Source organism: Leptolyngbya sp. NK1-12, assembly GCF_032598965.1.
GTDB lineage: Bacteria > Cyanobacteriota > Cyanobacteriia > Elainellales > Elainellaceae > Elainella.
In genome coordinates this window covers 13,008-34,629 of sequence record NZ_CP053587.1, presented here as the reverse complement: position 1 = coordinate 34,629, position 21,622 = coordinate 13,008, and the positions used below count along the sequence as shown (strand labels likewise).

General features: G+C 54.7%; 30 protein-coding genes. 19 read left to right on the top strand and 11 right to left on the bottom strand.

The features are described from left to right. Window positions 1–8: 8 nt before the first annotated feature. A complete protein-coding gene (locus HJG54_RS28605) occupies window positions 9–797 on the bottom strand; it encodes a pentapeptide repeat-containing protein (RefSeq protein ID WP_316436423.1) in 789 nt (262 codons plus the stop codon). Between HJG54_RS28605 and HJG54_RS28600 the strand changes: the two genes are divergently transcribed. Next, entirely contained in the window at window positions 791–1,579 is a 789-nt protein-coding gene (locus HJG54_RS28600) for a phycobiliprotein lyase (protein ID WP_316436424.1), read from the top strand. The genes HJG54_RS28605 and HJG54_RS28600 overlap by 7 nt on opposite strands. An 86-nt stretch (window positions 1,580–1,665) precedes the next feature. Next, on the top strand, window positions 1,666–2,565 hold the full coding sequence (locus tag HJG54_RS28595; RefSeq protein ID WP_316436425.1) for a HEAT repeat domain-containing protein: 900 nt from the start codon (window positions 1,666–1,668) through the stop codon (window positions 2,563–2,565). 17 nt (window positions 2,566–2,582) lie between these two features. Here HJG54_RS28595 and HJG54_RS28590 read toward each other — a convergent pair whose 3' ends face one another. From HJG54_RS28590 to HJG54_RS28570, 5 genes are all read right to left on the bottom strand, one after another. Continuing rightward, entirely contained in the window at window positions 2,583–3,200 is a 618-nt protein-coding gene (locus HJG54_RS28590) for a HEAT repeat domain-containing protein (RefSeq protein ID WP_316436427.1), read from the bottom strand. A 75-nt stretch (window positions 3,201–3,275) separates the two neighbouring features. After that, window positions 3,276–4,574 (bottom strand): HEAT repeat domain-containing protein, encoded by a 1,299-nt coding sequence (locus HJG54_RS28585; protein ID WP_316436429.1) that lies wholly within the window; start codon window positions 4,572–4,574, stop codon window positions 3,276–3,278. Between the two features lie 290 nt (window positions 4,575–4,864). Further along, window positions 4,865–5,359: a C-phycoerythrin subunit alpha gene (gene cpeA, locus HJG54_RS28580; protein ID WP_036009800.1), complete on the bottom strand. Its 495-nt coding sequence runs from the start codon at window positions 5,357–5,359 to the stop codon at window positions 4,865–4,867. 64 nt (window positions 5,360–5,423) lie between these two features. Then, window positions 5,424–5,978 carry a C-phycoerythrin subunit beta gene (gene cpeB / locus HJG54_RS28575; RefSeq protein WP_036011943.1) on the bottom strand — a complete coding sequence of 185 codons (555 nt, stop codon included), beginning with the start codon at window positions 5,976–5,978 and terminating at the stop codon, window positions 5,424–5,426. A gap of 339 nt (window positions 5,979–6,317) precedes the next feature. Continuing rightward, window positions 6,318–6,767 (bottom strand): hypothetical protein, encoded by a 450-nt coding sequence (locus HJG54_RS28570; RefSeq protein WP_316436434.1) that lies wholly within the window; start codon window positions 6,765–6,767, stop codon window positions 6,318–6,320. A gap of 182 nt (window positions 6,768–6,949) precedes the next feature. Between HJG54_RS28570 and HJG54_RS28565 the strand changes: the two genes are divergently transcribed. Beyond that, complete coding sequence (locus HJG54_RS28565; protein WP_316436436.1) at window positions 6,950–7,681, top strand: 15,16-dihydrobiliverdin:ferredoxin oxidoreductase; 732 nt, start codon at window positions 6,950–6,952, stop codon at window positions 7,679–7,681. Between the two features lie 58 nt (window positions 7,682–7,739). Beyond that, the gene (locus tag HJG54_RS28560) at window positions 7,740–8,483 is read left to right on the top strand and encodes a phycoerythrobilin:ferredoxin oxidoreductase (protein ID WP_316436479.1); all 744 of its coding nucleotides are present in this window, start codon (window positions 7,740–7,742) and stop codon (window positions 8,481–8,483) included. A 232-nt stretch (window positions 8,484–8,715) separates the two neighbouring features. On the opposite strand, the gene HJG54_RS28555 is transcribed toward HJG54_RS28560, so the two are convergent. After that, window positions 8,716–9,465, bottom strand: a complete 750-nt coding sequence (locus HJG54_RS28555) for a Uma2 family endonuclease (protein WP_316436441.1) — start codon at window positions 9,463–9,465, stop codon at window positions 8,716–8,718. A gap of 536 nt (window positions 9,466–10,001) precedes the next feature. Here HJG54_RS28555 and HJG54_RS28550 point away from each other — a divergent pair. The 3 genes from HJG54_RS28550 to cpcA all read left to right on the top strand — a co-directional run bounded on the left by HJG54_RS28550 (window position 10,002) and on the right by cpcA (window position 11,700). Continuing rightward, window positions 10,002–10,232, top strand: a complete 231-nt coding sequence (locus HJG54_RS28550) for a hypothetical protein (RefSeq protein ID WP_316436443.1) — start codon at window positions 10,002–10,004, stop codon at window positions 10,230–10,232. Between the two features lie 387 nt (window positions 10,233–10,619). Beyond that, window positions 10,620–11,138 (top strand): phycocyanin subunit beta, encoded by a 519-nt coding sequence (locus HJG54_RS28545; protein ID WP_316436444.1) that lies wholly within the window; start codon window positions 10,620–10,622, stop codon window positions 11,136–11,138. 73 nt (window positions 11,139–11,211) lie between these two features. Continuing rightward, window positions 11,212–11,700: a phycocyanin subunit alpha gene (gene cpcA / locus HJG54_RS28540; RefSeq protein WP_036009782.1), complete on the top strand. Its 489-nt coding sequence runs from the start codon at window positions 11,212–11,214 to the stop codon at window positions 11,698–11,700. Window positions 11,701–11,810: 110 nt separating this feature from the next. Here the strand turns inward: cpcA and HJG54_RS28535 are convergent, their stop codons facing one another. The 3 genes from HJG54_RS28535 to HJG54_RS28525 form a co-directional block, all read right to left on the bottom strand. Then, the gene (locus HJG54_RS28535; protein ID WP_316436445.1) at window positions 11,811–12,251 is read right to left on the bottom strand and encodes a PIN domain-containing protein; all 441 of its coding nucleotides are present in this window, start codon (window positions 12,249–12,251) and stop codon (window positions 11,811–11,813) included. Beyond that, the gene (locus HJG54_RS28530; protein WP_316436446.1) at window positions 12,241–12,498 is read right to left on the bottom strand and encodes a CopG family transcriptional regulator; all 258 of its coding nucleotides are present in this window, start codon (window positions 12,496–12,498) and stop codon (window positions 12,241–12,243) included. The genes HJG54_RS28535 and HJG54_RS28530 overlap by 11 nt, the downstream gene beginning before the upstream one ends. A 104-nt stretch (window positions 12,499–12,602) precedes the next feature. Continuing rightward, complete coding sequence (locus HJG54_RS28525; protein WP_316436447.1) at window positions 12,603–13,064, bottom strand: DUF29 domain-containing protein; 462 nt, start codon at window positions 13,062–13,064, stop codon at window positions 12,603–12,605. Window positions 13,065–13,573: 509 nt separating this feature from the next. Here HJG54_RS28525 and HJG54_RS28520 point away from each other — a divergent pair. The 7 genes from HJG54_RS28520 (at window position 13,574) to HJG54_RS28490 (ending at window position 16,848) form a co-directional block, all read left to right on the top strand. Further along, on the top strand, window positions 13,574–13,765 hold the full coding sequence (locus HJG54_RS28520) for a hypothetical protein (RefSeq protein WP_316436448.1): 192 nt from the start codon (window positions 13,574–13,576) through the stop codon (window positions 13,763–13,765). A 55-nt stretch (window positions 13,766–13,820) separates the two neighbouring features. After that, window positions 13,821–14,117, top strand: coding sequence for a type II toxin-antitoxin system RelE family toxin (locus HJG54_RS28515; RefSeq protein ID WP_316436450.1), 297 nt, complete (start codon window positions 13,821–13,823; stop codon window positions 14,115–14,117). Further along, window positions 14,114–14,359, top strand: coding sequence for a hypothetical protein (locus HJG54_RS28510; RefSeq protein WP_316436452.1), 246 nt, complete (start codon window positions 14,114–14,116; stop codon window positions 14,357–14,359). Before HJG54_RS28515 ends, HJG54_RS28510 begins: the two co-directional genes overlap by 4 nt. A 28-nt stretch (window positions 14,360–14,387) precedes the next feature. Continuing rightward, on the top strand, window positions 14,388–14,615 hold the full coding sequence (locus tag HJG54_RS28505) for a hypothetical protein (RefSeq protein ID WP_316436453.1): 228 nt from the start codon (window positions 14,388–14,390) through the stop codon (window positions 14,613–14,615). Window positions 14,616–14,653: 38 nt separating this feature from the next. Further along, window positions 14,654–14,998 (top strand): type II toxin-antitoxin system VapC family toxin, encoded by a 345-nt coding sequence (locus HJG54_RS28500; protein ID WP_316436454.1) that lies wholly within the window; start codon window positions 14,654–14,656, stop codon window positions 14,996–14,998. Between the two features lie 60 nt (window positions 14,999–15,058). Further along, entirely contained in the window at window positions 15,059–15,904 is an 846-nt protein-coding gene (locus HJG54_RS28495) for a HEAT repeat domain-containing protein (RefSeq protein ID WP_316436456.1), read from the top strand. Window positions 15,905–16,035: 131 nt separating this feature from the next. Beyond that, a complete protein-coding gene (locus HJG54_RS28490; RefSeq protein WP_316436457.1) occupies window positions 16,036–16,848 on the top strand; it encodes a HEAT repeat domain-containing protein in 813 nt (270 codons plus the stop codon). Window positions 16,849–16,943: 95 nt separating this feature from the next. Here the strand turns inward: HJG54_RS28490 and HJG54_RS28485 are convergent, their stop codons facing one another. Continuing rightward, complete coding sequence (locus HJG54_RS28485; protein ID WP_316436458.1) at window positions 16,944–17,189, bottom strand: hypothetical protein; 246 nt, start codon at window positions 17,187–17,189, stop codon at window positions 16,944–16,946. A 682-nt stretch (window positions 17,190–17,871) separates the two neighbouring features. On the opposite strand from HJG54_RS28485, the gene HJG54_RS28480 reads away from it, so the two are divergent. The 5 genes from HJG54_RS28480 to HJG54_RS28460 all read left to right on the top strand — a co-directional run bounded on the left by HJG54_RS28480 (window position 17,872) and on the right by HJG54_RS28460 (window position 21,477). Beyond that, complete coding sequence (locus tag HJG54_RS28480) at window positions 17,872–18,042, top strand: hypothetical protein (protein ID WP_316436460.1); 171 nt, start codon at window positions 17,872–17,874, stop codon at window positions 18,040–18,042. A gap of 265 nt (window positions 18,043–18,307) precedes the next feature. Then, a complete protein-coding gene (locus HJG54_RS28475) occupies window positions 18,308–18,622 on the top strand; it encodes a hypothetical protein (protein WP_316436461.1) in 315 nt (104 codons plus the stop codon). A gap of 192 nt (window positions 18,623–18,814) precedes the next feature. Continuing rightward, window positions 18,815–19,393 carry a WD40 repeat domain-containing protein gene (locus tag HJG54_RS28470; protein ID WP_316436462.1) on the top strand — a complete coding sequence of 193 codons (579 nt, stop codon included), beginning with the start codon at window positions 18,815–18,817 and terminating at the stop codon, window positions 19,391–19,393. Between the two features lie 18 nt (window positions 19,394–19,411). Beyond that, window positions 19,412–20,482: a WD40 repeat domain-containing protein gene (locus tag HJG54_RS28465; protein ID WP_316436463.1), complete on the top strand. Its 1,071-nt coding sequence runs from the start codon at window positions 19,412–19,414 to the stop codon at window positions 20,480–20,482. Next, window positions 20,479–21,477, top strand: coding sequence for a L,D-transpeptidase family protein (locus tag HJG54_RS28460; RefSeq protein WP_316436464.1), 999 nt, complete (start codon window positions 20,479–20,481; stop codon window positions 21,475–21,477). Before HJG54_RS28465 ends, HJG54_RS28460 begins: the two co-directional genes overlap by 4 nt. Window positions 21,478–21,622 lie beyond the last annotated feature (145 nt).

Below are 21,622 nucleotides of genomic sequence, written 5' to 3'. Positions count from 1 at the left end.
AGCGGGTGCTACTCGCTCAAACTGGCCCGGGTGGTTTTGAGCGTCAGCGGGTGAATCGCATCGAGTTGGGCGGGCGGATGATTCAGCAGGCGCTGGCGCATCGCGGCGCTCAGCCCTTGCACGAGCGTAAAATCGGCCCCGGCAATGCTCTCGAACTGCTCGAATTCGACCTCGCTGAAATCGGCCGCCCGCAGATCCACGCCCGCGAGGTTGGCGCCATTCAGCCGTGCCTGCCGCAAATAGGCTCCCGTCAGCGTTGCTCCGCGCAAATCGGCCTGCACGAGTCGGGCCCCCTGCAGATCGGCCCCGGTTAGGTCGGCCCCCCCGAGATACGCCCCCAATAGCTGGGCGCCGGCTAGATCGGTCTGGCGCAGATTGGCCGTATTGAGCGGCGCGCCATTCAGCTGAGCACCCGGGCCAATCGCTCCGGCTGAGCGGTAGGCAAAGCCGTCGGGGAATTGGGTCTGACGGTCGTAGTAAGCGCCCTGCAGGCGCGCCTCGCGTAAATCAGCGCCGCGCAGATCGCTCCCTCTGAGATCGACGCGATACAGGCAGGCTCCGGTCAGATTGGCGTTGTGCAGGACGGCGCCGCGCAAGTCAGCGCCGCGCAGATCGGCCCCGTGCAGATCGGCCCGCCTGAGGTTGGTGTGGCGCAAATCGGCGCGAATCAAAATCGCCTGCGCCAGCTGAGCGGCCTCTAGATCCAGGCCCTTCAGATCAATCTGGTACAAATCGGCGTGGTCTAGCCTTACGTTGGCGTGGACGGCCTGTCGCACGGCGTCTGGAGAAGTTGGCATCGGGCAGGGTCTCCTGGACAATCACAGCATCCCGCTTCAGAGGTATTGTACCGTTTTGGGTTCCCTCGCTGGAGCCGCTGGAGCCGCTGGAGCCGATTGATCCGAAGGACGCTAGAACGGTATGCTCGGACAGGCGGAATGCAGCAGCCCAGTGCGAAGTGAGGGAAATGGCAATGGCGGTGGCTCCGATGACGATGATGGACTTTTTTCACAAAAGTGAAGGCGTCTGGTTCACCCAGCGCAGCGTGCATCATTTTGATGCCGTCCCCGATGAATCGGGCCAATCGCGGTTGCAGGTGCAGGTCATTGCGGTTGATGACCCCCAGATTGCCCAAATCTGTAAGCTGCAAGGAATTGATCCGGCGTTGGCCAAGGGCGGCGCTCGCTTTCTCTGGCAGGCGCATGACGCGAGCGCGACGGTCAATCCTGAGCAGGCGGCGGTGTTGGTGGATGTGCCGGATGATGCTACCGGGCAAGCGGGCAAACTGTTGCGCAATCAAGGCTATGTCGAAAAGATTCCGGTCGTCAGCCGCTATTGGTTTGGCCAGGATGGGATTTTGACGATTGAGACCGAGTATGAGCATCATCAAGGTCAGGAACGCTGCTGGTTTATTACCGACGATTTTCGGGTGCGGGTCAGCACGGTGCGGATGATCAACGGCATCTATTTGATGACCTATTGTTCGGAACAACGCTATGTTTCAGATGCTGACTTAGCGGCGATGATTGAGCACAATCGGGCCAGGGCGGCCAACTCCAGCCCAGACCGCCCAGAATCATGAAACAATAGAAACGGGGCGGTGAGTCCTGCCCCAAGGCTAGCTAGTGATAGAGTTGAATTCGATTGAATGCGATAGATGCACGATAGATGAGTGACTTGCACCAGTTGGAATCGTCTGCGTTGGATCCGGCGGCCAATGATGCCTTGATCGAGGCCGTGAATCACCAAATTACCTTGGGCACGCTGGACCCGAGTGAGCCGTTGCTGCGGCGATTGGTTGAGGGGTTGGGCGATCCGCGCGGCCTGATGCGCTTACGGTTTGCCGAAACCCTCGGCGAGATTGGCGAAGTGGCTACACCGGTGCTGGTGGCGGCCTTAGCAGACCATCCGAATGTGGTGGTGCGGCGTGCGGCGGCCAAAACCCTGACCTTGATTGCCGATCCGACCGCGGTGCCGGCGTTGCTGCAGGCGTTTTTGCACGATGAGGATATGGTAGTACGCAGTTCTTCGGCTGGGGCGCTGGCCCGCACCGGAGAAGCGGCGGTTCCTGCGCTGTTGACCATTTTGGCCTCGCCGGATCAGCCGGAAGATATTAAGGGGCATGCGGCCTGGGCCTTAGCCTTTATTGGCTCAGAAGCGTCAGACCATCTCTATCGCGCCCTCGATGATGCTTCGCTGGATGTGCGCTGTGCCGTGATTGGGGCGCTGGGGCATGTGGCGCAGGAACAGCCCGATGCCCAGGCGGGTCAACTGCTGGTGGCGGCCCTCCGCGATCCGGAACCGCTGATTCGCACCGAAGCCGCGGCCGCCCTGGGGCAGGTCCATGATCCGGCCGCGGTGCCGCCGTTGCTCGAGGCGATTCACGATCCAGCGTTAGATGTACGCAAAGCGGCAATCAATGCGCTGGGAAAAATGGGTGATCCCGCTGCCTTGGCACCGCTGCAAGCCCTGCTGAATGCGGAGTCTGCAGCCGAACCCGAGGTGGTGCGGGTGCTGGCGAAACTGGCGGTGGCTCAGATCGAGCGACAGGCCGATGCAGATTGGTAATTGCATCGGTGCATGAGCTAGCGTTCGCCGCGCTGAAAGCGATTGGTCATCTCCAGCCGAGACAGGGCGCTAGTTGCCGTTTCGCGCACATAGGAGTCGGTGGTTTGATTTTGAATTAAGTCTTGCAGCACTGCGACGCCGCGACTATCGCCAATCGACGCTAGGGCATTGACAATCGACACGCCCAAGGCTGGATTATCGCTGGTGCGCAGCGCCTGAATCAACACCTCTACAACTTCGGGGGTGCCAATTTCGCCTAGGGCCATCACCGCGGCGATATGCACGACCGGATTGGGATCACTGAGGGCGGTTTGCAATCCGGCGATGCCTGTTTCAGGAAATGGCTGTTCTGGATAGTTGAGGGCGACTTGGGCCAAGGCTTTGGCAGCACTGCCCCGCACGGTGACATTCTCGCTGTGGAGCAGCGCCTCGACGAGGGGGGGCACGGCATCCATGCCAATCGCGCCTAGGGCTTTGACGGCCGCTCGTCGATAGTTCGTATCGGCGTCATCGAGGATGGCCATCAACCGAGGAATCGTGGTCTCGTCTCGCTGTTCGACTAACTGCCACATCGCCTCGTCGCGCAGATGGGGATTGGGATGTTTGAGCTGTTGAAATAATGCTTCGGTAGACATAGAAGTGGAGATATAAGTGGTCAGATCAGTAGAGAGATTAGGGCATCAGTAGGCGACAAATAACACGGCTAAAGGTCAGTTTGCTGGGGCGGTGGGTTGAGTCGATCTGAGCCTGGTCTGAGCTTTGGCTTGAATGATCCAATCATCCTGGTCGTTCACGTGGGCATAGCCGCTGGGATCGCCCAACTGGTCCAGCGCCATCAGTACGGCATATTTGAGGTCCCAGATCGGGGTATCGAGGCAGCGGTGGAGTTCGCCAATCGCCTGCGGATCGCCCAGTTCGGCGAGCGCAATCGCGGCGGCGGCCCGAGATTTCTGGAATTGGGGTTGCGGGTTGTGCAAGGCGGTGATCAGCAGCTCATAGGCCGGGGCATGCCGCAGCCAGCCAAACAGCTTGATTACATGGAAATGCGCGCCATAGTCGCTGTGGGCTTCGTCCGCATAGGTGGCCAACAAAGCGGCGGGAGCCTCATCGGCATACTGCTCCAGGATGGTCTGTGTGGCCAGGTAGCACCGCCCAAAGTCGGTTTCGTATAACTCGCGGATCAGAAACGCGAGGCTGGGCGGCTGATCATAGGCATGCACCAACTGCAAATCCTGGGGATGATCGCGCAGCACTTGTTCGAGGTGGGGCTGAATCTGGGTAAACGAAAGCGTCCCGGTGGTCAAGCCGGCCTCAGCCAATAGGCGAATGCCGCGTAAGCGAAATACAAGCGAAACGGGGCAGCGAGCAATTGCCGGAATCGCATCGTAATAGCGGGCGTCAATCAAATCCTGAATCGATAAGCGCCGCGCTAAAACATTGGCATGTTGCAACAGCGCCACCACCTGCGGCATCCTCTGATAGTCGCCCGTGAGCCGGCAAACGGCGGTGATGGCTGCACTGGCGATCAGCGGGTCGGCATCGGTGACAAAGCGCTGAATCTGAGCCAGAGCGGGCGTGTAATTCAGCTTGGCCAGGGTGTGAATAATCACGCGATAGGTTTGCCCAGGTTGGTCGAGCAATTGGGCCAGGTCGGCTAAGAGGCGTGGATCCTGGGTGCCAATTTCGCCAATCGCCCAAGCGGCATTTTCGACTAGATAACAATCATCGTCGTGCAAACAGGCATGAATCAGCGGCAGGGCTGCCGTCGCGTGGAGCCGTCCCAGCGTTTCTACGGCTTTGCGTCGCACGATCCGATTTTGCAGGGCTGGATCGGTTTGCTGCACGGCCCGCATCAAAGCGGCGATGGCACGCTCGCTGGGGAAATGCACTAAATGCGAGGCGGCAATGTAGCGCGAATCCGCTTCCCCAACTTGATCGTGAGGCGTATCTAAAACGACAATCGCCTGCTCTTCGCTGAGATCAAATAGTTGAAAAAAGCGTTTATCCATAATTGATAAAAAACCTGGCTGATTCAGCAATGAATTCACCGATCGCTCGATGAATGGCTCGATGAATGACCTGAATAATGACCTGAATTAATGACCTGAATAATGCACTGAATCTAGAATAACAATTGGCTAATTCAGGCTGTAGATAGAGCGGCAGCCCCCTCCAGACAACAATAAACCTGGAGATTCTGAGCCACAGCTGCACCGTCAAGCGGCAAAGCCAAGTGCTCAGACCCTCCAGGTCGTTTGGGTCAACTACCCTGTAATCCGCTCAGATCGCACTGCGGTCACTAGGACAGCGAGTTGATGGCGTAGTCAAGCAGGGCGTTGTACTCGGTCAGGGCTTGAGCCGACATATCGCGCGGAGCACAGCCACGGTTGCGAGCGAAGCTGAGGGCTTCGACATAGGGTGCGGTGGGCAGACCGAGAGCACGATACACTTCCTTCTGGCCAGCAATGCCCCACTCATCGAGCGGACCGGTACCGCCAACCACCAAGCAGTATTGAATCAGGCGCATGTAGTGCTTGATGTCACGCAGACACTTGGCTTTGAAGGTGTCGGTAGAGTTTGCTTCACCCGCATTGTTCAGGTAGGGATATTTCTTGATGCACGCATCATAAGCTTCCCGAGCTACGTTATCGAGGTTGTTGGCCAGCTTCTCTGCGGCTTCTAGGCGAGCAGCGGCCCGTTGGATCGAACCCTGAACCGATTCGAGATCCGAGGTGCTCGGAAACCGTCCGGCTGCATCAGCCGCTGCAATCACGGTAGTAACAACAGATTTCATGTCTTGAATCTCCCAATAGTTTCGAGTATGGATTGTGGTTTGAGGAATCGAAATCCAAAGCGACCTAGCTGAGGGCCGAAATCACGCGATCAAAGTAGCTCGATGCTTCGGCCACCAGGCTGGCGCAGCGATCCTCAACGACGGGAGTTCCCATCTTGCGCAGTTTGGCACCGGCAAATTGCTCGCTGGGGTTGTCTTGAATATGAGCGGCCGCTTGCGCTTTCATGATTTGCACCGCCCGCACGGTGGAGGTGGTGGGCACGCCAAGCGCTGCATAGGTTTCTTTCAACCCGTTGAGGCAGCGATCGTCAAGCACCGAGGCATCACCAGCCAACAGCGCATAGGTGACATAGCGCAAAATGATTTCGGCATCGCGCAGGCAAGCGGCCATCCGACGGTTGGGATAGCAGTTGCCGCCCGCTTGGATCAAGCCTTGGTTCTCACAGATCATGCCTGCTACCGCGTCCGAGACCATGCAGCTCGCGTTCGACGCAATCGCATTCACTGCATCCAGACGACGGTTTCCTTCGGCCACAAACTTTCTTAATGCACTGATATCTGATACAACAGACGTGCTGGCATCGGCTGCGACAACAGCTCTAGAAAAAGCGTCAAGCATTTCGCTCTCCTTAAAATAGTAGTCTGTAAAAACTGCCTGTTGCTGGAACAAGACACTAATGACCATAAAAGACGACCTGAACCGCCGTCTCAGTTATGAAAAACAAAGTAACAATCCTTAATAATTAAATCGGTCTAGGGACCGATCTGCGTCGGTGCGGGTAACGCGAGTGGGTGTTTCCGGTGACACGGTGAGTCAGCCGGTTATTGCATTCGGTTGCAGCATAAAAATTCCCGGCTGTCTCCATTGGGAGAGCCGGTCGTCAACTAATGATTTAACCATTCTGACTTCTAGCTTCTAGCTTCTGGCGTTTGGCGTCTAGCTCCTGCCTCCTGCCTCCTAAAGCACCAACAGCACCGCAGTGCGCAGGTCATGAATCGCTTGCTCAAGCTGCTCGATGGTGAGACTTTGGTCGTCGGTGGCCCTTTGTTTCACTTGATCGCTGACGATTTTGCCAATCCCGGCGGTGCCGGCTCCGGAGGCAAAGGTGATCACGCCAGCGAGCGTCGTGACGGGAAACAGCATCAGGGCAGCTCCAGTCAGCATCACGACTAAGCCGGCTCCACCGGAGGCGAGTGTGACAATATCACTCCCTAACCGGGCGCTATTGCGAGTTTGTTCTAGCTCCTGCTGTTTGCGCTCTAGAGCGGCAATGACGAGTTTGGCTTCCTCGAGGCTCATCGCTAAACCCAGCCAATCGACGGGTGTGGTGTCGGGGTGCTGCCCGACTTCAATTCGATGCTGATCAATCAACTGGGAAGCAAACGCGATCACGGCTGGTAATGACATGGCGACCCAACTCCAACACTAGGGGTTGGCGTCTATCCTAACCTGGCATTGTTAAGGAATATTACTTTGTAGTTCAGAAAAGAGACTGGGGTTGGGAGAATCCCCTATGCTGCAAAAGATGTGGTCCGCTCCAAGGAGTGTGCCATCGGCAGTGTTTCTGACGGCGTCCGTGGACATCCCCTATGTACCAGCCCTTTCGTGACTATCTCGAACAGTCCTTATCGCAAAACTTTGAGCTACAGGCGCGCCCAATTCCAGCCGGCCTTGCAACTCGGGTGAGTGAACGGGGTCGCCATCCGGCCACGATTCGCAGTTGGTGTTATCAATGTCCGCAGTTGCGCAAGATTCGCTACACCTACATTGATGCGGGGGAAAGTGCGCAGATTTTTAATAGCGTGATTTATCCCAATCATCAGTATGATCTGCCGCTATTGGGGATTGATTTTCTCTCGTTTGGTAAGGTGAAAAACCTGATTGTGATGGATTTTCAGCCGTTATTTCAAGATCAGGCCTATCAAGCCCGCTATATTCAGCCGCTGCAAACGTTGCACGACCGCTATCCGGATCTGGCTCAGAATTTGGAAATGAAATTCTATGATGCCAATCAGTATTTTTCTAAATATCTTTTGTTTGCCAAAACCGATGCCGAAACGGTGGCCACTCGCGTGTTTGCCGCGTTTCAAGACTATCTCAACCTCTATTGGCAGTTATTAGATCAAGCGGAACCCCTGAGCGACCCGGATGCCATCGCGCGGATTGGGCAGGCGCAAAAAGATTACGACCAATACAGCGCGGACCGCGACCCGGCCTCAGGCTTGTTTAGCAGCTACTTTGGCCACGAGTGGGCCGAACGGTTTCTCTACGAGTTTTTGTTTGAAGATGCGGTGCCGTTGGCGGTGGCGGCAAGCCGCTAAGCGGCATCCAGTTCCATGAATATCAATATTCAGCTTTGCTTGTGACCGGAGGTTTGCCATGACGCTGTATCAACCGTTTCTCGATTGGGCCGTGGCGCGGTTGCACGAGCGGCTGGACTTACAGCCTTATCCGATTCCAGCCGGGTTTGAGGCGAAGCAGGCGATGGTGGGTAAAGGCAAGCATGCCTCGCTGGTGCAAACCACAAGTACGGCGTTTCAATCGGACAAGCTGCGGCAGATTCGGGCGGCGCATGTGCAGGGTGGCGCGGCGTTGCAGGTGCTGAATTTTGTGATCTTTCCGCGGCTGAATTATGACTTGCCGTTTTTTGGGGCGGATTTGGTGACGCTGCCGGGCGGCCATTTGATTGCGCTGGATATGCAGCCGTTGTTTCGGGACGATCCTGAGTATCAAGCGAAATACACGGCCCCGATCTGGCCGATCTTTGAGCGCTATCGCCAGCAGCTCGAGTGGGGCGGCGAGTTTCCTGAAGATGCCCAAGCCTTTTTTTCGCCCGCCTTTTTGTGGACGCGGCCCAAGGAGACGAATGTGGTGGAAACGCAGGTGTTGGCTGCCTTTCAGGACTATCTCAATGCCTATTTAGACTTGGTGGAGCAGGCCGAACCCGTCAGCGATGTGGTGCAGTTGCAGGCGATTGAGGCGGCGCAGTTGCGCTATATCCGCTATCGGGCCGAGAAGGATCCGGCTCGCGGCATGTTCACGCGCTTTTATGGGCCAGACTGGACCGAGGCGTATATTCACGGGTTTTTGTTTGATTTAGAGCGGCAGCAGGTGAAGTCCTGAGGAGGCCGTTAAGCAATCACGACCAGTTGGGTTGGATCGAGGAGCGGTTGGGTGGTGAGGGTGGCAATCTGAATCGTTGCAGCGCCGCTTTGATTGCCATTGGCATCATAGAATAGGGTGCCGGTGGTTGAATTGTAAATGAAGCGCTGGGCGGCATGGGTGGGAGTGGTTGCCCCTGGAGTCGAGAAGACCTGGCTGGCGGTGAGGCCCGTTCCTGGCGTTAAGCCTTGAGTTATAGTTCATCCTCTGGGTTGAGGCCGAGTGCTCTCAGGCGGTCGGCGAGTCGTTCAGCCCGTTGTCGTTCCTGTTCAGCTTCGGTCAAAATCCAATCGCCATTGGCGTCAAACCAGCGTAGCCAGCGCCGCTCAATGCCGGCATGCTCGCCTTGCCATAGCCCCAGACCTAAGCTGATTTCCGGCAGCCAAACTCGCGGTTCCGGCAGCGTCAGTTCTTGATAATGGCCGGCCTGTAAGGTAAACACTTGCAGCTGGTCGCTATAGCGACTGAAGGTCACATAATAAGGAATCCGCAAAATTTGCTCATACACCTGCCATTTAGTGGGCGGTTGGTTTCGGTCTCGCTGGGTGCGTCCTAAATCCTCGGCTTCGGTGCCGGGTGACAGCAACTCCACCACCACAAACGGGCTGATGCCCTCCTGCCAGATCACATAACTGAGGCGCAACTCTCGACCTTCATAGAGCCTCGATACCCCGACCACGCCAAACCAGTCGGGGCGTTTGTAGCGGCTTGGGTAGCGAACATCGTAATAGAGATTCAGGTCGCTGCCACTAAATACCTGCTCTGGCGAGTAGGTCGGCGGCTGGAAGGTGAGGCGCAGCAGTTCGGGTTGCAGGTCATGAAACTGATCGGGCAAGCCAGGTTCCTCCGGGTCTTCGCTGGGGAGATCGTACATCGTGGGCAGGGTCTCTTTCGCCGGACGAGGCGGATCGGTTTGTTCAATCCAGGGTTTAGTGAAGGACATGGGCAACCTCGCAAAGCACCAATGGATGGAGTCATTCTAGCGTAGGGTCAAGTCACCCTAAACCGGCGAATTTTGGCTCAACCGGGTTGAATCAGATGATTGGCTGCTGTGAATAAACTCACGATTGCTACCGAATAAGTGAACAATAAGCTGAGCAATCAATTCTTAACCTTGTAAACCAAAATGGCAAACAGCAGTGTATCTAGATTGAATTTTGCCTGAACCGTTGAATGCTATTTATCGAATGCAATCTGAACGGAGAACAACTATGGCAATGTTAACGTTGAAGAATCTTTGCTGCATCGAAACCGAAGACTGGACCAGAGCAGATGAACCCTATCTGCGGGTGAATGGGTCTACTAAATGGCGCGTAGCTTAAACGATGAAGATGTCGATTTATTGAATAAAAGGGCAATCCGCTGCAAGTCAGCTTTAACGGGCAAACAACGATTAGCCTGCATGAGCAAGACGTTGGCTGGTTTGATGACGATGATTTCCTGGGCAGTTGGAAAGTCACTCGTCAAGCGGCGGTGGCGGTGGCCGGTGAACTCGTCGGTCCGGTTGACTTGGGCCAACTCGACCCCAACTTGTATGCCATCTTGACCGTGAGCCAACCTAGTCAACTCGGGCTGCCGCAGCGAATCGGGGCTGATGTGGTGATTGTGCGCTTAGAGCAGCAGATCCCGGCTCAGCGCGATGTGCGATGCGGCAACGTTTGCTCGCTGAACAAGGGGCTGCGTGGCTGCCCACCCAACTGCGGCAACTAATCGAGGCCGGCGCCATCCATCTCACCTGACTCCCCCACAATTGTCAAAATTCGTAACAAACATTTGATCCAACTACATAGTATAAAAAAGAAGGTGGAAGGCACCCAATGCCAGGATTCATTTGCATGACCCGGCGTTGAGCGACCGACCCAGTCCTCATAAGAACCCAAATGCGGCTCCCCTGGTTTTCAGAAAGCCTGGCTTGTTGCAATGATTTGTAACAAACTGGGCTGAAAAATGAGGCAGTGAGACGCAGGCTGATGGGGAAACGTGTTCGCGCGTAGAGGCCCCTCAGTAGTACTCATCAGGTTAGAACCCAACCGTAACTGAGCTTGATTCAGTGTTCAATTGGACCTCACTCAACCAAACAGATAGGAGATTGAGTTTATGTTAGATGCGTTTGCTAAGGTTGTTTCCCAGGCTGATGCACGGGGTGAATACCTCAGTTCTTCTCAATTAGATGCCCTCAGCGCTATGGTTGCCGATGGTAACAAGCGGATGGACATCGTGAACCGCATCACCAGCAATGCCTCCACGATTGTGGCGAATGCGGCGCGCAGCCTGTTTGATGAGCAGCCTCAGCTGATTGCTCCGGGTGGCAATGCCTACACCAACCGGCGGATGGCGGCCTGCTTGCGCGATATGGAAATTATCTTGCGCTATGTCACCTATGCGATGTTTGCCGGCGATGCCTCGGTGCTTGACGATCGCTGCCTCAACGGTCTGCGGGAAACCTACTTGGCGCTGGGGACTCCGGGTGCATCGGTAGCCGTGGGCGTCCAGAAAATGAAGGATGCGGCGATTGCGATTGCCAACGACCGCAACAACATCACCCCGGGCGATTGCAGCAACCTGATCGCAGAACTGGGTGGCTATTTTGATCGCGCTGCTAGCGCCGTCGCCTAGTCGCGTTGCGCGGCTGATTCACGAATTCTCGTTTGTATTGATTTACCGATATTACTTGGGAGATAACCTGACCATGAAGACTCCTTTAACCGAAGCCGTGGCTGCGGCAGATTCGCAAGGCCGGTTCCTCAGCTCGACCGAAATGCAGGCTGCCTTTGGTCGGTTCCGGCAGGCGGCGGCTAGCCTGGAAGCTGCGAAAGCGCTGTCGTCGAAGGCGCAAAGCTTGGCTGAAGGTGCGGCCAATGCGGTGTACCAAAAGTTCCCCTACACGACCCAAATGCAAGGCCCAAACTATGCCTCGACCAACACGGGTCGCTCGAAGTGCGTGCGGGACATTGGCTACTACCTGCGCATGGTCACCTACTGCTTGGTGGTGGGCGGCACTGGCCCGATGGACGATTACCTGATCAGCGGTCTGGCTGAAATCAACCGCACCTTTGATCTGTCGCCGAGCTGGTATGTGGAAGCCCTCAAGTACATCAAGGCCAACCACGGTCTGTCGGGTGACCCGGCGGTAGAAGCCAACTCCTACATCGACTATGCAATCAATGCCCTCAGCTAATTCAGCGGGTTGATTTAGTCGGTTTAATCTGGCCCGGAGTGATGAACGGTTGTCGCGTGTCGATGAGAGTTGATTGCTCCGGGCCTTGCTTTTGGTTGACGCAGTAGAATTCAGCAGCATTGAAACTCATCTGCTAAGGGATTGGTAAAGCGCACCCCTTCTACAATTGCTCCGGCATTAAAATCCTCGCTGTAAATTTCAGTAATCTGATTCAGCCGAGCCGTGGCCCAAATTTGGGCATCCCAGTACTGAAACTGGTGAGTTTCTACGCCTCGAACGGCTTCCAGCGTAATTAAGCCTGTGAGTTCAACGACTTGACAAGTGCTGAGATAATTGCGAATGCGTCCAAGTGCTTCTATTGGAGTCAGCAGCGGTCGGTTAGCGCGAGTGGTTGCCATAAAAAACTCACCCATGATTTGGGGGCTAATCACGGCACTGGCCCTTTGAATTAATGCATCCACGACGGTGATCGCGCGTTCTTGCTTACTCGGCTCGAAGCTGTCGTAAAGATAAACCAAAATATTGGTGTCCAACAGAACTTTATCGTTCATAGAGGTCTGCTCGTTGCCAATCGCGCCCACCGGGTAAGGCAGGACGTTGCTTGTGTTGGGCAATGAAGGCTTTTTCGGCTTGCCATGCAGCTAGGTTGGGCGACGGTGCATGCACCGCACTAAGATGCTGATCTAACGCTTGGCGAATAATTTCGGCTTCACTGACTCCAGTTTGTTGGGCAATGCGTTTGAGAAGGGTGTCTTGTCGAGCGTCTAAATAGATTTGCTTGCGGACTTTGGCCATCATACGGATAACATAATGTATACAGCACATTATACATTACTATTTTAAGTGGGTGGAAGTGAGGCAATGGGTCTCAATGGATTGGGCAGGGCGGGTTCACAGCTTGATTAACCGTTGAACGGATTGGATGCTGAATCTGGCTCTGGCCAAAACTCAGGATTCAGCGTTTGCTCTAGTGTGTAGGGACAAAGTTCTGGAAACACCTGCTCACTCAACTGTGTTTCTTGAATGGCAATGGCTAAACCGAGTTGATAGGCATCGGCAAAGCCCTGTTCCAAATAGGGTCGCAGACTGGGGCTATCTTGCAAGAGCAGCTTGATTTGAATACGCTGTTCTCGAATTGTGCCTAACCAGCTATTGCTGCGATGTTCGGACTGGAACTGCCATTTCAATAAATGTCCCAGCAAAACAGCTAAGCGATTGCGTAACTCTTGCCGTTCTTTGCGACCCAAGGTTTCGAGTTCCTCAATTAGATTGGGTGTGTCTAATTGCTGCCACTGCTGAGTTTTGAGCAACGTCACCTGCTCTTGGGTCCAAGCATAGAAGTCGGTTTCGTAGAGGGAGAGCATTTTAACCTATTGCACTTTTGCAATCAACTTCATTACGGAGACTGATCAGCAGTGATCTAATATTGAGAACGTTCCAATTTTGAGAACGTCATGTTGTCCGGATTATCCGAACAATGTCTTGATGAGACTGGATTTGAGCTAATCCGTTAAATTATCTAACCCTGGTGTTTTTACTTGAATAAATTAGTATGAAAATATACAATAATATCACTGTTTTCAAATCAGAGAGAAAATAGTCGTACTCTAGAATCATTGTAGGAAAAGACTTGTAGAATATTCGTTTCCTAGCCGTGTGCGTAAAAAATTGAGTGATTTTAAGTTGACGTTTCATGTTTCAACCATGTAAGATAAAGGCATCCAGAAAGAATTTGTCAAGCCTGCCTATTGCGATCTCTCGTGAGGGCGGGCTAAGCTTGTTTATATCGAGGCGTTGACAAATTCTTTCTGGATAAAAGTATTTGTTCAGTGTCCTCGACGTAAACCGTTTCACCTCATGGAGGGCACTGCTTATGGAAGAAGCTGACTCTTTCAGCCTCGAACTCAAAGCACCTGGCAATTTTTTCCTAAAGCTAATTGCACGGGGGAAGGTTACTGTATTTGTATTTGGGGGAGTGATTGTGTTAGTCGGTGGGACAGTGTTGTGGATCAATTATTCACAACAACCTACGTTCTTACCTGCTGAAATTCACTCGCAGCAATAGTGGAGCAGAGGAGGCTCTGCGGATTCGTTCTGTGGGGCCTTTAGAATAGCAAGTGATGCAGTTCACAATTGAAATTACCGAAGAGGCGATTGAGGATCTAGAGTATTTTGATAAAGCCACACGAGTCATGATTCTCGATGCCATTGAACGGCAGCTTAGTGATCAACCTTTGCAAGAAACTCGAAACCGCAAACCGCTACGGCCTGGATCACAATTTAACTGGGAGTTACGCATTGGCAGCTACCGCGTTTTTTATGATGTGATTGAGGCTATTGTAGTTGTGAGTGTGGTTGCGGTGGGATACAAAGATCGGAATAAACTCTATATTCGCAATCAAGAAGTCAACGTATGAAAACTGTTGATTTGGCTCAGGCTAATCTGACGGTAGCTGAACTGATTGAACTGGCAGAACAGGACACGCTGATTCTAAAGAAACCCGATGGGACAGAGTTTGTATTGTCGCTAGTGGATGATTTGGCGGCTGAAGTGGACGCCTTACGGCAAAACGAGGAATTCATCGCTTTTCTCTCTTGGCGCTCTGGCTCAACTCGTCGAGTTTCTCTGGCAGATGCCCGCAAACGATTAGGAATTTGAAAGGTTGACCTTCTCTGACATGACTAGCATGGAACCCTCGATCATCCAAACTATCGTTCAGCAATTAGAAGGATTGCCTCAACCATCACAGCAGCAGGTGCTGGAGTTTGTCCGCTCGCTGGCTCATTCGCAGCTTCAAGGTATTTCTGGTGCTCAGCTGTTGCAATTTGCGGGCACCATTCCAAGCGATGATCTCCAGTTGATGCGCGAGGCCATTGAGCAAGACTGTGAACAAGTGGATTGGAATGAGTGGTAGATATTTGCTCGATACCAATACCAACACCAACATCATCATTGCGCATTGCGCTTTTTGCCAATGAATCAACGGTTCGAGAGCATCTAGCTGAAGCTACCGAAGTGTTTATCCCTTGCATTGCCATTGCTGAATTGAATTATGGGGCGCGCAAATCAAGCCGAGTGCAGGCCAACTTAGCTCGGATCGACGCATTCGTTGCCAGCACTGGGGTGCTTGGCTGTGATGCAACTCCGGCCCGTTGGTATGGTGAAATTAAATATTCGTTGCGCCTCAAAGGTTGCCCCCTGCCTGAAAATGATAGTTGGATTGCCGCGATTGCAGGTCAACCTGATTTACGCCTGGTCAGTCGCGATGCCCATTTTCAGGAAATCGAATCCGTCTAGCTTGTCGTCTGGTCGGTCACTCAACCAAGGTGTTTTTCATATCCTTTATCCCATCCTCCTATGCCCGAACAACCGTTTGATCACGATACCAACGAGGCCATCAGCAGCGATTCACTCACCGTCGAGCAGGCCATCGCCAACCTCCAAGGCGAAGATCTGGGCCTGCGGGTGTATGCGGCCTGGTGGCTGGGCCGGTTTCGTGTCGATGAACCCCTCGCCATTGATATTTTGATCACAGCCCTAGACGATGAGGCCGACCGCACCGAGGCCGGGGGCTATCCCCTGCGGCGCAATGCGGCTCGTGCCTTGGGGAAATTGGGTGATCGGCGGGCGGTGCCGGCTCTGATTCAAGCCCTCAGCTGCTCGGATTTCTATGTGCGGGAAGCGGCGGCCCAGTCGTTGGAACTCTTAGGAGACCCAAGCGGGATTCCGGCCTTGCTCGCTCTACTGCAAGATCAAATTCCTGGCACGCTACCGGCTCCCGAACCGCCCTATCTGGTGCAGCCCTACGACGCCATTCTAGAAGCCCTCGGCACCCTACAGGCGGGCGCAGCGGTTCCCTTGATTGTGCCGTTTTTGCAGCATGAAATTCCCCGGATTCAATATGCGGCGGCGCGTGCCCTGTATCAATTGACGCCAGACCCGCGTGAGGCCAGTCAGTATGGCGATCGCTTGGTGGCGGCACTGGCCGGCGATGAATTGCAACTGCGGCGGGCCGCCTTGGCTGATTTGGGCGCGATTGGCTATCTGGCAGCCGCCGAACCGATTGCCCAAACCCTAGCTGAAAATAGCCTCAAGCTGATTGCCCTCAAAGGTCTCTTAGAAACCCAAATTCAGCAACGCCAGCCACCTGGCTTAAACGAGGGGGCCATCCGGGTGATGGCGTTGATGGATGAGTTGCTATAGGGCCGCTCGTTTGAATTGCGATTGAGCGATTGAATCGATTTGTTACACCTGACCCCAACCGCTCGCATTGCGGGCCATCGGCATTCGACAATACCATATAGACCTGATCATCAATCCTGTTTTCTGCCTCCATGCCAGATACTCTCAAGACTCTGATTGCGGCGGTTGATGCGGCGGATTCGTCGGCCCGCTTGCTCGAAGCTGTGCAAGACTTAGCAAATGCAGCGGACGTTGGGGCGGTGCCTACGCTGATTGCGGCCCTCAGCTACAACAATCCAGGAGCGGCGGTGGCCGCGGTAGATGGGTTAATCAAAATTGGAGAACCGGCGGTGCCGGCGCTGCTGGATCAGCTGGACCGGCATAACTATACGGCACGAGCCTGGGCGATTCGGGCGTTGGCCGGGATTGGCGATCCGCGAGGTCTGACGACCCTCTTGGGAGCGGCCACCGCTGATTTTGCCATGAGTGTGCGGCGCGCGGCGGCGCGGGGGTTAGGCACGCTCAACTGGCCTCAGTTTCCAGCCGATGAGTTAGAAATGGCCCAGGCTGAGGCATTGGATGCGCTGCTGTTTGTCTGCGATGACGAAGAATGGGTGGTGCGCTACGCGGCGGTAACTGGCCTGCAAGCCTTGGCGGCAGCGATCTGGCATAGCCAACCAGATTGGCGCACGCCGATTCTGGCGAAATTGGAGCAGCTCGGCACTCAGGATCCAATTTGGGCGGTGCGGGCGCGGGTGTGGTGGGCGCAACAGCAGTTACAGCAACTGCCGGAACCGCCAACGTCGGTCGGGGCCGAACCCATCCACGAGGTGATTGCCAACTGGCGCTCAACGCTGGAAAACCTCTATCGCCGCAAATCGCAAGAACGGCCCCTACCCGAAGGCGATCCGCGTCGGTTTCGAGATTTGGCTGCGTCGATGACGGTTCCGTTACCCGAGGCTTGAACTGCTGCTTGGCTACCGATCCATCGCTCTGACGGCAAGTCAGTCAACTCGTCAGAGTTTTTGAAGTTCAAAACCCCAAAGGGGTCGGAACGACTCTAATAGGGTTGACCACAGCGGGCCTGCAACTCGGTTTCGGATAATCCAAAATTCTGCTGCCGACAAAGCAAGACTTGGGCCGTGCGCTGTTGGGCATAAAACCGATGGGCGAACCATCCTAGCGGAGCACCCAACAATAAGGCTCCGAGTCCGATGCCAATCAACAAACTATTGACTAAATCCCGCCGATGAATGCGTTCTCGTGCTTGAATTTGCTCCGAAGAGGTGGGTTTGGTCTCGTGCATCGCCGCATCCTTAAACGACTATTTCTACCAAACCAATCTGAGCGGCGTCTAGCCTCTCTCGGAGTAGGGAGGAGGAGGTCTGACCCCGGACGGATTTTAGAATTGGGCGAGATAAACGCGACATCGCTCTTAACTGAGAAAAAGTTCAGGGTGTTCTCAGGTTGAATTCAGCTTCAGGCGTTAAGCTAGTCGGCACGATCCAAATGTGCCACAAAAGCACTTGTGGATGTGGTTGAGGATTGAACTGCAAAACGAATTTCTATTGACGCATTGAAATCCACCCTAATTAAAAGCTATTTTACTGGTCTGAGTGCTCTAGAAACTAGGTTGGCTGAAAGTTAAGATGAGTCGCAGTATTAAACGTTAAACGATAAATTAAAGTTCCATTAATAAATCTGAAAAATAGACCTAAATGATAAGCATTTAGGTCTATTTTTGCTGAAAATAAGTAGATGTAATTTTTAATATTACCGAGTCTTTTATGCTAACGCAATTTATATATCATAGTTTGGGCTAAAATCCAGAAAAATTACCCAGACGGGTACTTTTAAACTTAAGTTTCCGAAACGCAAATGGATTGACTTGAAACTGTGTTTAGAACAACTTTACCACCTTTAAATTCATTAGGAGTTCTATTCATGTCTCAATCCTTTGAACGATTCCCATTCGGCTGAACATTCCGGTGTTTATTGAACCCTATCCCTTCATTAAACCTGCGCTTGGTGTGAAGCAAACGCTACCCGTGCATCTCGAACCGACGCTGGTTGTTCAACCCGAAGTGCAAGCGAAACCACCGGTTTGTTTACCTCAACCGATTTATCAATACGACGTCCAAGCTGTTGACGAGGGATGACAATAACCGAATCCCATTGCTGTAGGAATGCGAGTGGGTCGGACAGACCCTGTTCATCCACTCCTCCTATCTTCAGTTTATCATTCCTTAACGCATCTATGCTTGATTACTTTAACCATCTTTTTGATAATTCTAAGTGAGGTCACTGATGAACGAGCCAATTTCCCCCAACGGTCAGGAGTATGGTGCAAACGGTGCTCCCCCCCCTGCTAAATGGCGTAAAGCTACATCCTGTGAATGAAAACCCCCGAAGGGATGGACGCCCGTGTCTCCTCCTAACGGTAAAAATAAAGCCTGGAATGACGCTGATCTCTGGCTGATCTGGAGTTCGGCCCAGTCGATCCAGCAAACCTCGAGCACGATCTCAAAATTAACCTGGGCCTTATTTGGCTTGGGGACGCTGCTGCTGCTCGGCAGCGTGATCATGGCGTGGACCTACCCCAGAGTGATCCATACCAATACCAGTCGAGAAGTGATCACCACGACGAAAGAATCTAATTCAATCAAAGATGTCTCAAAGGATATCCCAAAAGATAACTATGTCGATCCCCGCTATTATCGGCCACGTGCCCTGTGGTAAAACATCACTGCTCTTTCTCATATCTTACTGATAAGTTCTGAAGTAATTTCAGCATCATGGCTGGCCTCTGTTAAGGGGTTCGTGCATGCATTAATCTGGTCATACTGAATACGATACCCTTGCCTATCATCTGACCTGCTTCATTGCCTTAAACGACTTATGTACAACCGCTTCTGGTTTGCCGAGCAACCGATGGTCTCAACCGCAAAACCGCGGGTGATGTCGCCCCCGGCGACCCCCCTCCAATCTGGACTGCGCAACTTGGTCTGGCGATATGCGCTGCTGCTGCTGGGGGCTGGATTGGTGGCTGCCCCATGCATCTGGAGGGACTGGATGCAGCAGCAAAAGCTGGCCTTGGCAACGCAGGCCGCTGAGGTTCAACAGCAATTGGAACGCGATCCATTCATGGGCCTCGTTGCCGCGGTCGATGCGGTGGGTCAAAATCGAGCCCGACTGCCGCACCTGTTACCCGCGGTGCAAGCAAATTTGCTCACGGCGGTGCAAACCGCAAAAGAGCGCTATCGCCTGACGTTGAACCATCCCATCTCGACGCTGCGCTTTAGCCCCGATCAGCAAACACTGGCTATTGGCCTACAATCCGGCAATGCAGTGCTCTGGTCGCGGCAGGGATCTCAGCAGGTGTTGCCGGGAAATGGGGCGGCGATTGGTGCGATGGAGTTTAGTCCGGACGGTCAGATCCTGCTGGCCAATCCCGCCGCCGCGACGGGTCAGATCCAGCGGTGGCCGCTCACCAAGGAGCTGAGTTGGTAACGGCCAGATTGGGCAAGGATGACGGCGGTAGCCTTTAGCGCAGATGGGCAGTCGCTGATCACGGGCAGCAATGGCGGCAATGTGCGATTGTGGACGCGCCAAGGGGAGTGGATTGGTCGCCTGGATCCGCCCCATCAAGGTGCGGTAACGGCGGTGGCCAGTCAGGCGGCAACGCTGGTGAGTGCGGGTGAGGATGGCCGAATTTATCTGTGGAATGCCAAGGGCGAACGATTGGGCTATCTGTGGGCTGGGGCGAAGGTGAGCGCAATGCGGGTGAGTCAGTCTGGGCAGCGGATTTTCGTCGCAGACCAGCAGCGACACCAGGTATTTCTGTGGAATGGAGCGGCCGGGCAATGGAGCCAGTTTTTGCTCGGTCAAACGCCTAGGGTCCGCTCGGCAGACTTGAGTGCCGACAATGCCCTGGTGGCTCAAGGCTTGGCGAATGGCACGATCCAACTCTCGCCGCTGGCTGCCCCCGCATCTGCTCTGCCGGCGCAACCGCTGCGCGGCCATAGCGGGGCGGTGACGACGGTGCTGTTTAGCCCCGATCAACAAACACTGGTCAGCGGTGGCAGTGATGGCACGGTGCGTTTGTGGGATGTAGCGGACGCTACCCTGCTCACCCGCTTTCATCTGCAGGAATGGAGTGCCCAGCCGCTACAGACGGTGGCCCTGAGCCCGGATGGCAACCAGATCGCGATACGTGATGGGAGTGGGCAAATCCAGATTCGCAATCGCCACCAGCCACTCCTGGCAGCCATTGAGGGGCCGGCTCAGTCAGCGCTGCACCTGCGCTGGAGTGCCGATAGTCAAACTCTGGCCGTGCAATCTGGCTCCAGCCTCAGCCTGTGGACTCTCAACGGTGAAGTGGTCCGGCGGATCCCGCTTGCACGGCAGCCCCCCCTCGACTCGTTTGCCCTCAGTCCGACGGGAGAGCACCTGCTGACGGTGAGTCCGGCTGGGATGCAACTGTGGCACCTGCCGGCTCCAGACAAACCTGAACAGTCTGGGCAGGCGCTGGGTCAACCGATTCCCCTTACCCAAGCGCCGCACTATATGCCGTTAGCCCGGATGGACGCTACGCGGTGAGTGGCTGGGCCTCGACCGATTCCCTCTCCGGCACTTCCAATGGCCAAACCTGCTTGTGGCAGATCACCCCACCCCTATCCTCACCTGCCAGCCAGCCGCTGGCCAGCCACACGGCACTATTTAGCCCCGATGGTCAGACCGTGATGATTGGCGCTGCGGATGGCCGTCTGCAGGAATGGAATCATCAGGGGCAATCGCTGCAAACCCTCGCGGTGCATGCGGCCCCGATTACCGCCATTGCCTTGACGGCCGATGGTCAAACGCTGGTGAGCGGCAGTGCGGATGGCACGCTTCAGCTCAACGATCGGCACGGTAACCGCATCGGCCACCCCTTGGTCGGGCATCAAAGTGCGATTGCCGCGATCGCGGTGCACGAGGCCCAGGGAGAAAAAACGATTGTCAGCCTCAGCCAGGATCGGGAAGTGCGACTGTGGCAGGGCGATTGGCGCAGCTGGTTAGCAACAGCCTGCCGGCGAATTCAGGACCATCCACTGGTGCAGTCGCCCGTCACTGAGACCCAGCGTCGCGCCCAAGCGGTTTGTGCCTCGATGCCCCCGTTGCCCGTTGCGGTGACCGCGCCTCTTGCCCCAGCGGCCAAGCCGGCGGCAACGATTCGCTTAGTCGTCCAGCTGAGCCAACGCCGGGTGCAGGTCTATGAAGGCAAACAGGTGAAAGCTAGCTATCCGGTAGCGGTTGGTCAAGCTGGTTGGGAGACGCCGACGGGCCAGTTTCAGGTGTTTCAAATGCTGCAACAGCCCGGTTGGACCCATCCCCTGACCGATGCAGCGGTGCCGGCAGGAGCGAATAATCCCTTAGGCGAGCGCTGGATCGGGTTTTGGAGCGACGGTCACCAGGCGATTGGGTTTCATGGCACGCCGGATCCAGCCTCGGTGGGAACCGCTGCCTCCCACGGCTGTTTGCGGATGTATAACGAAGACGTGCGCGCCCTCTATGACTGGGTCCAACTCGGAACGCCGGTTACTGTCGAACCGTAAGCGAATGGTGACTCAACCTGAACCGCCCGCAGGCCACTGCCCACTGCTCAAGGGGCCGTTTACAGAATTGAGCGACAATCCATCTGAAACACGGCAACAACCTGAGACAATGAAACAAGATAGACCACCCCCTGACTCGCCGTCA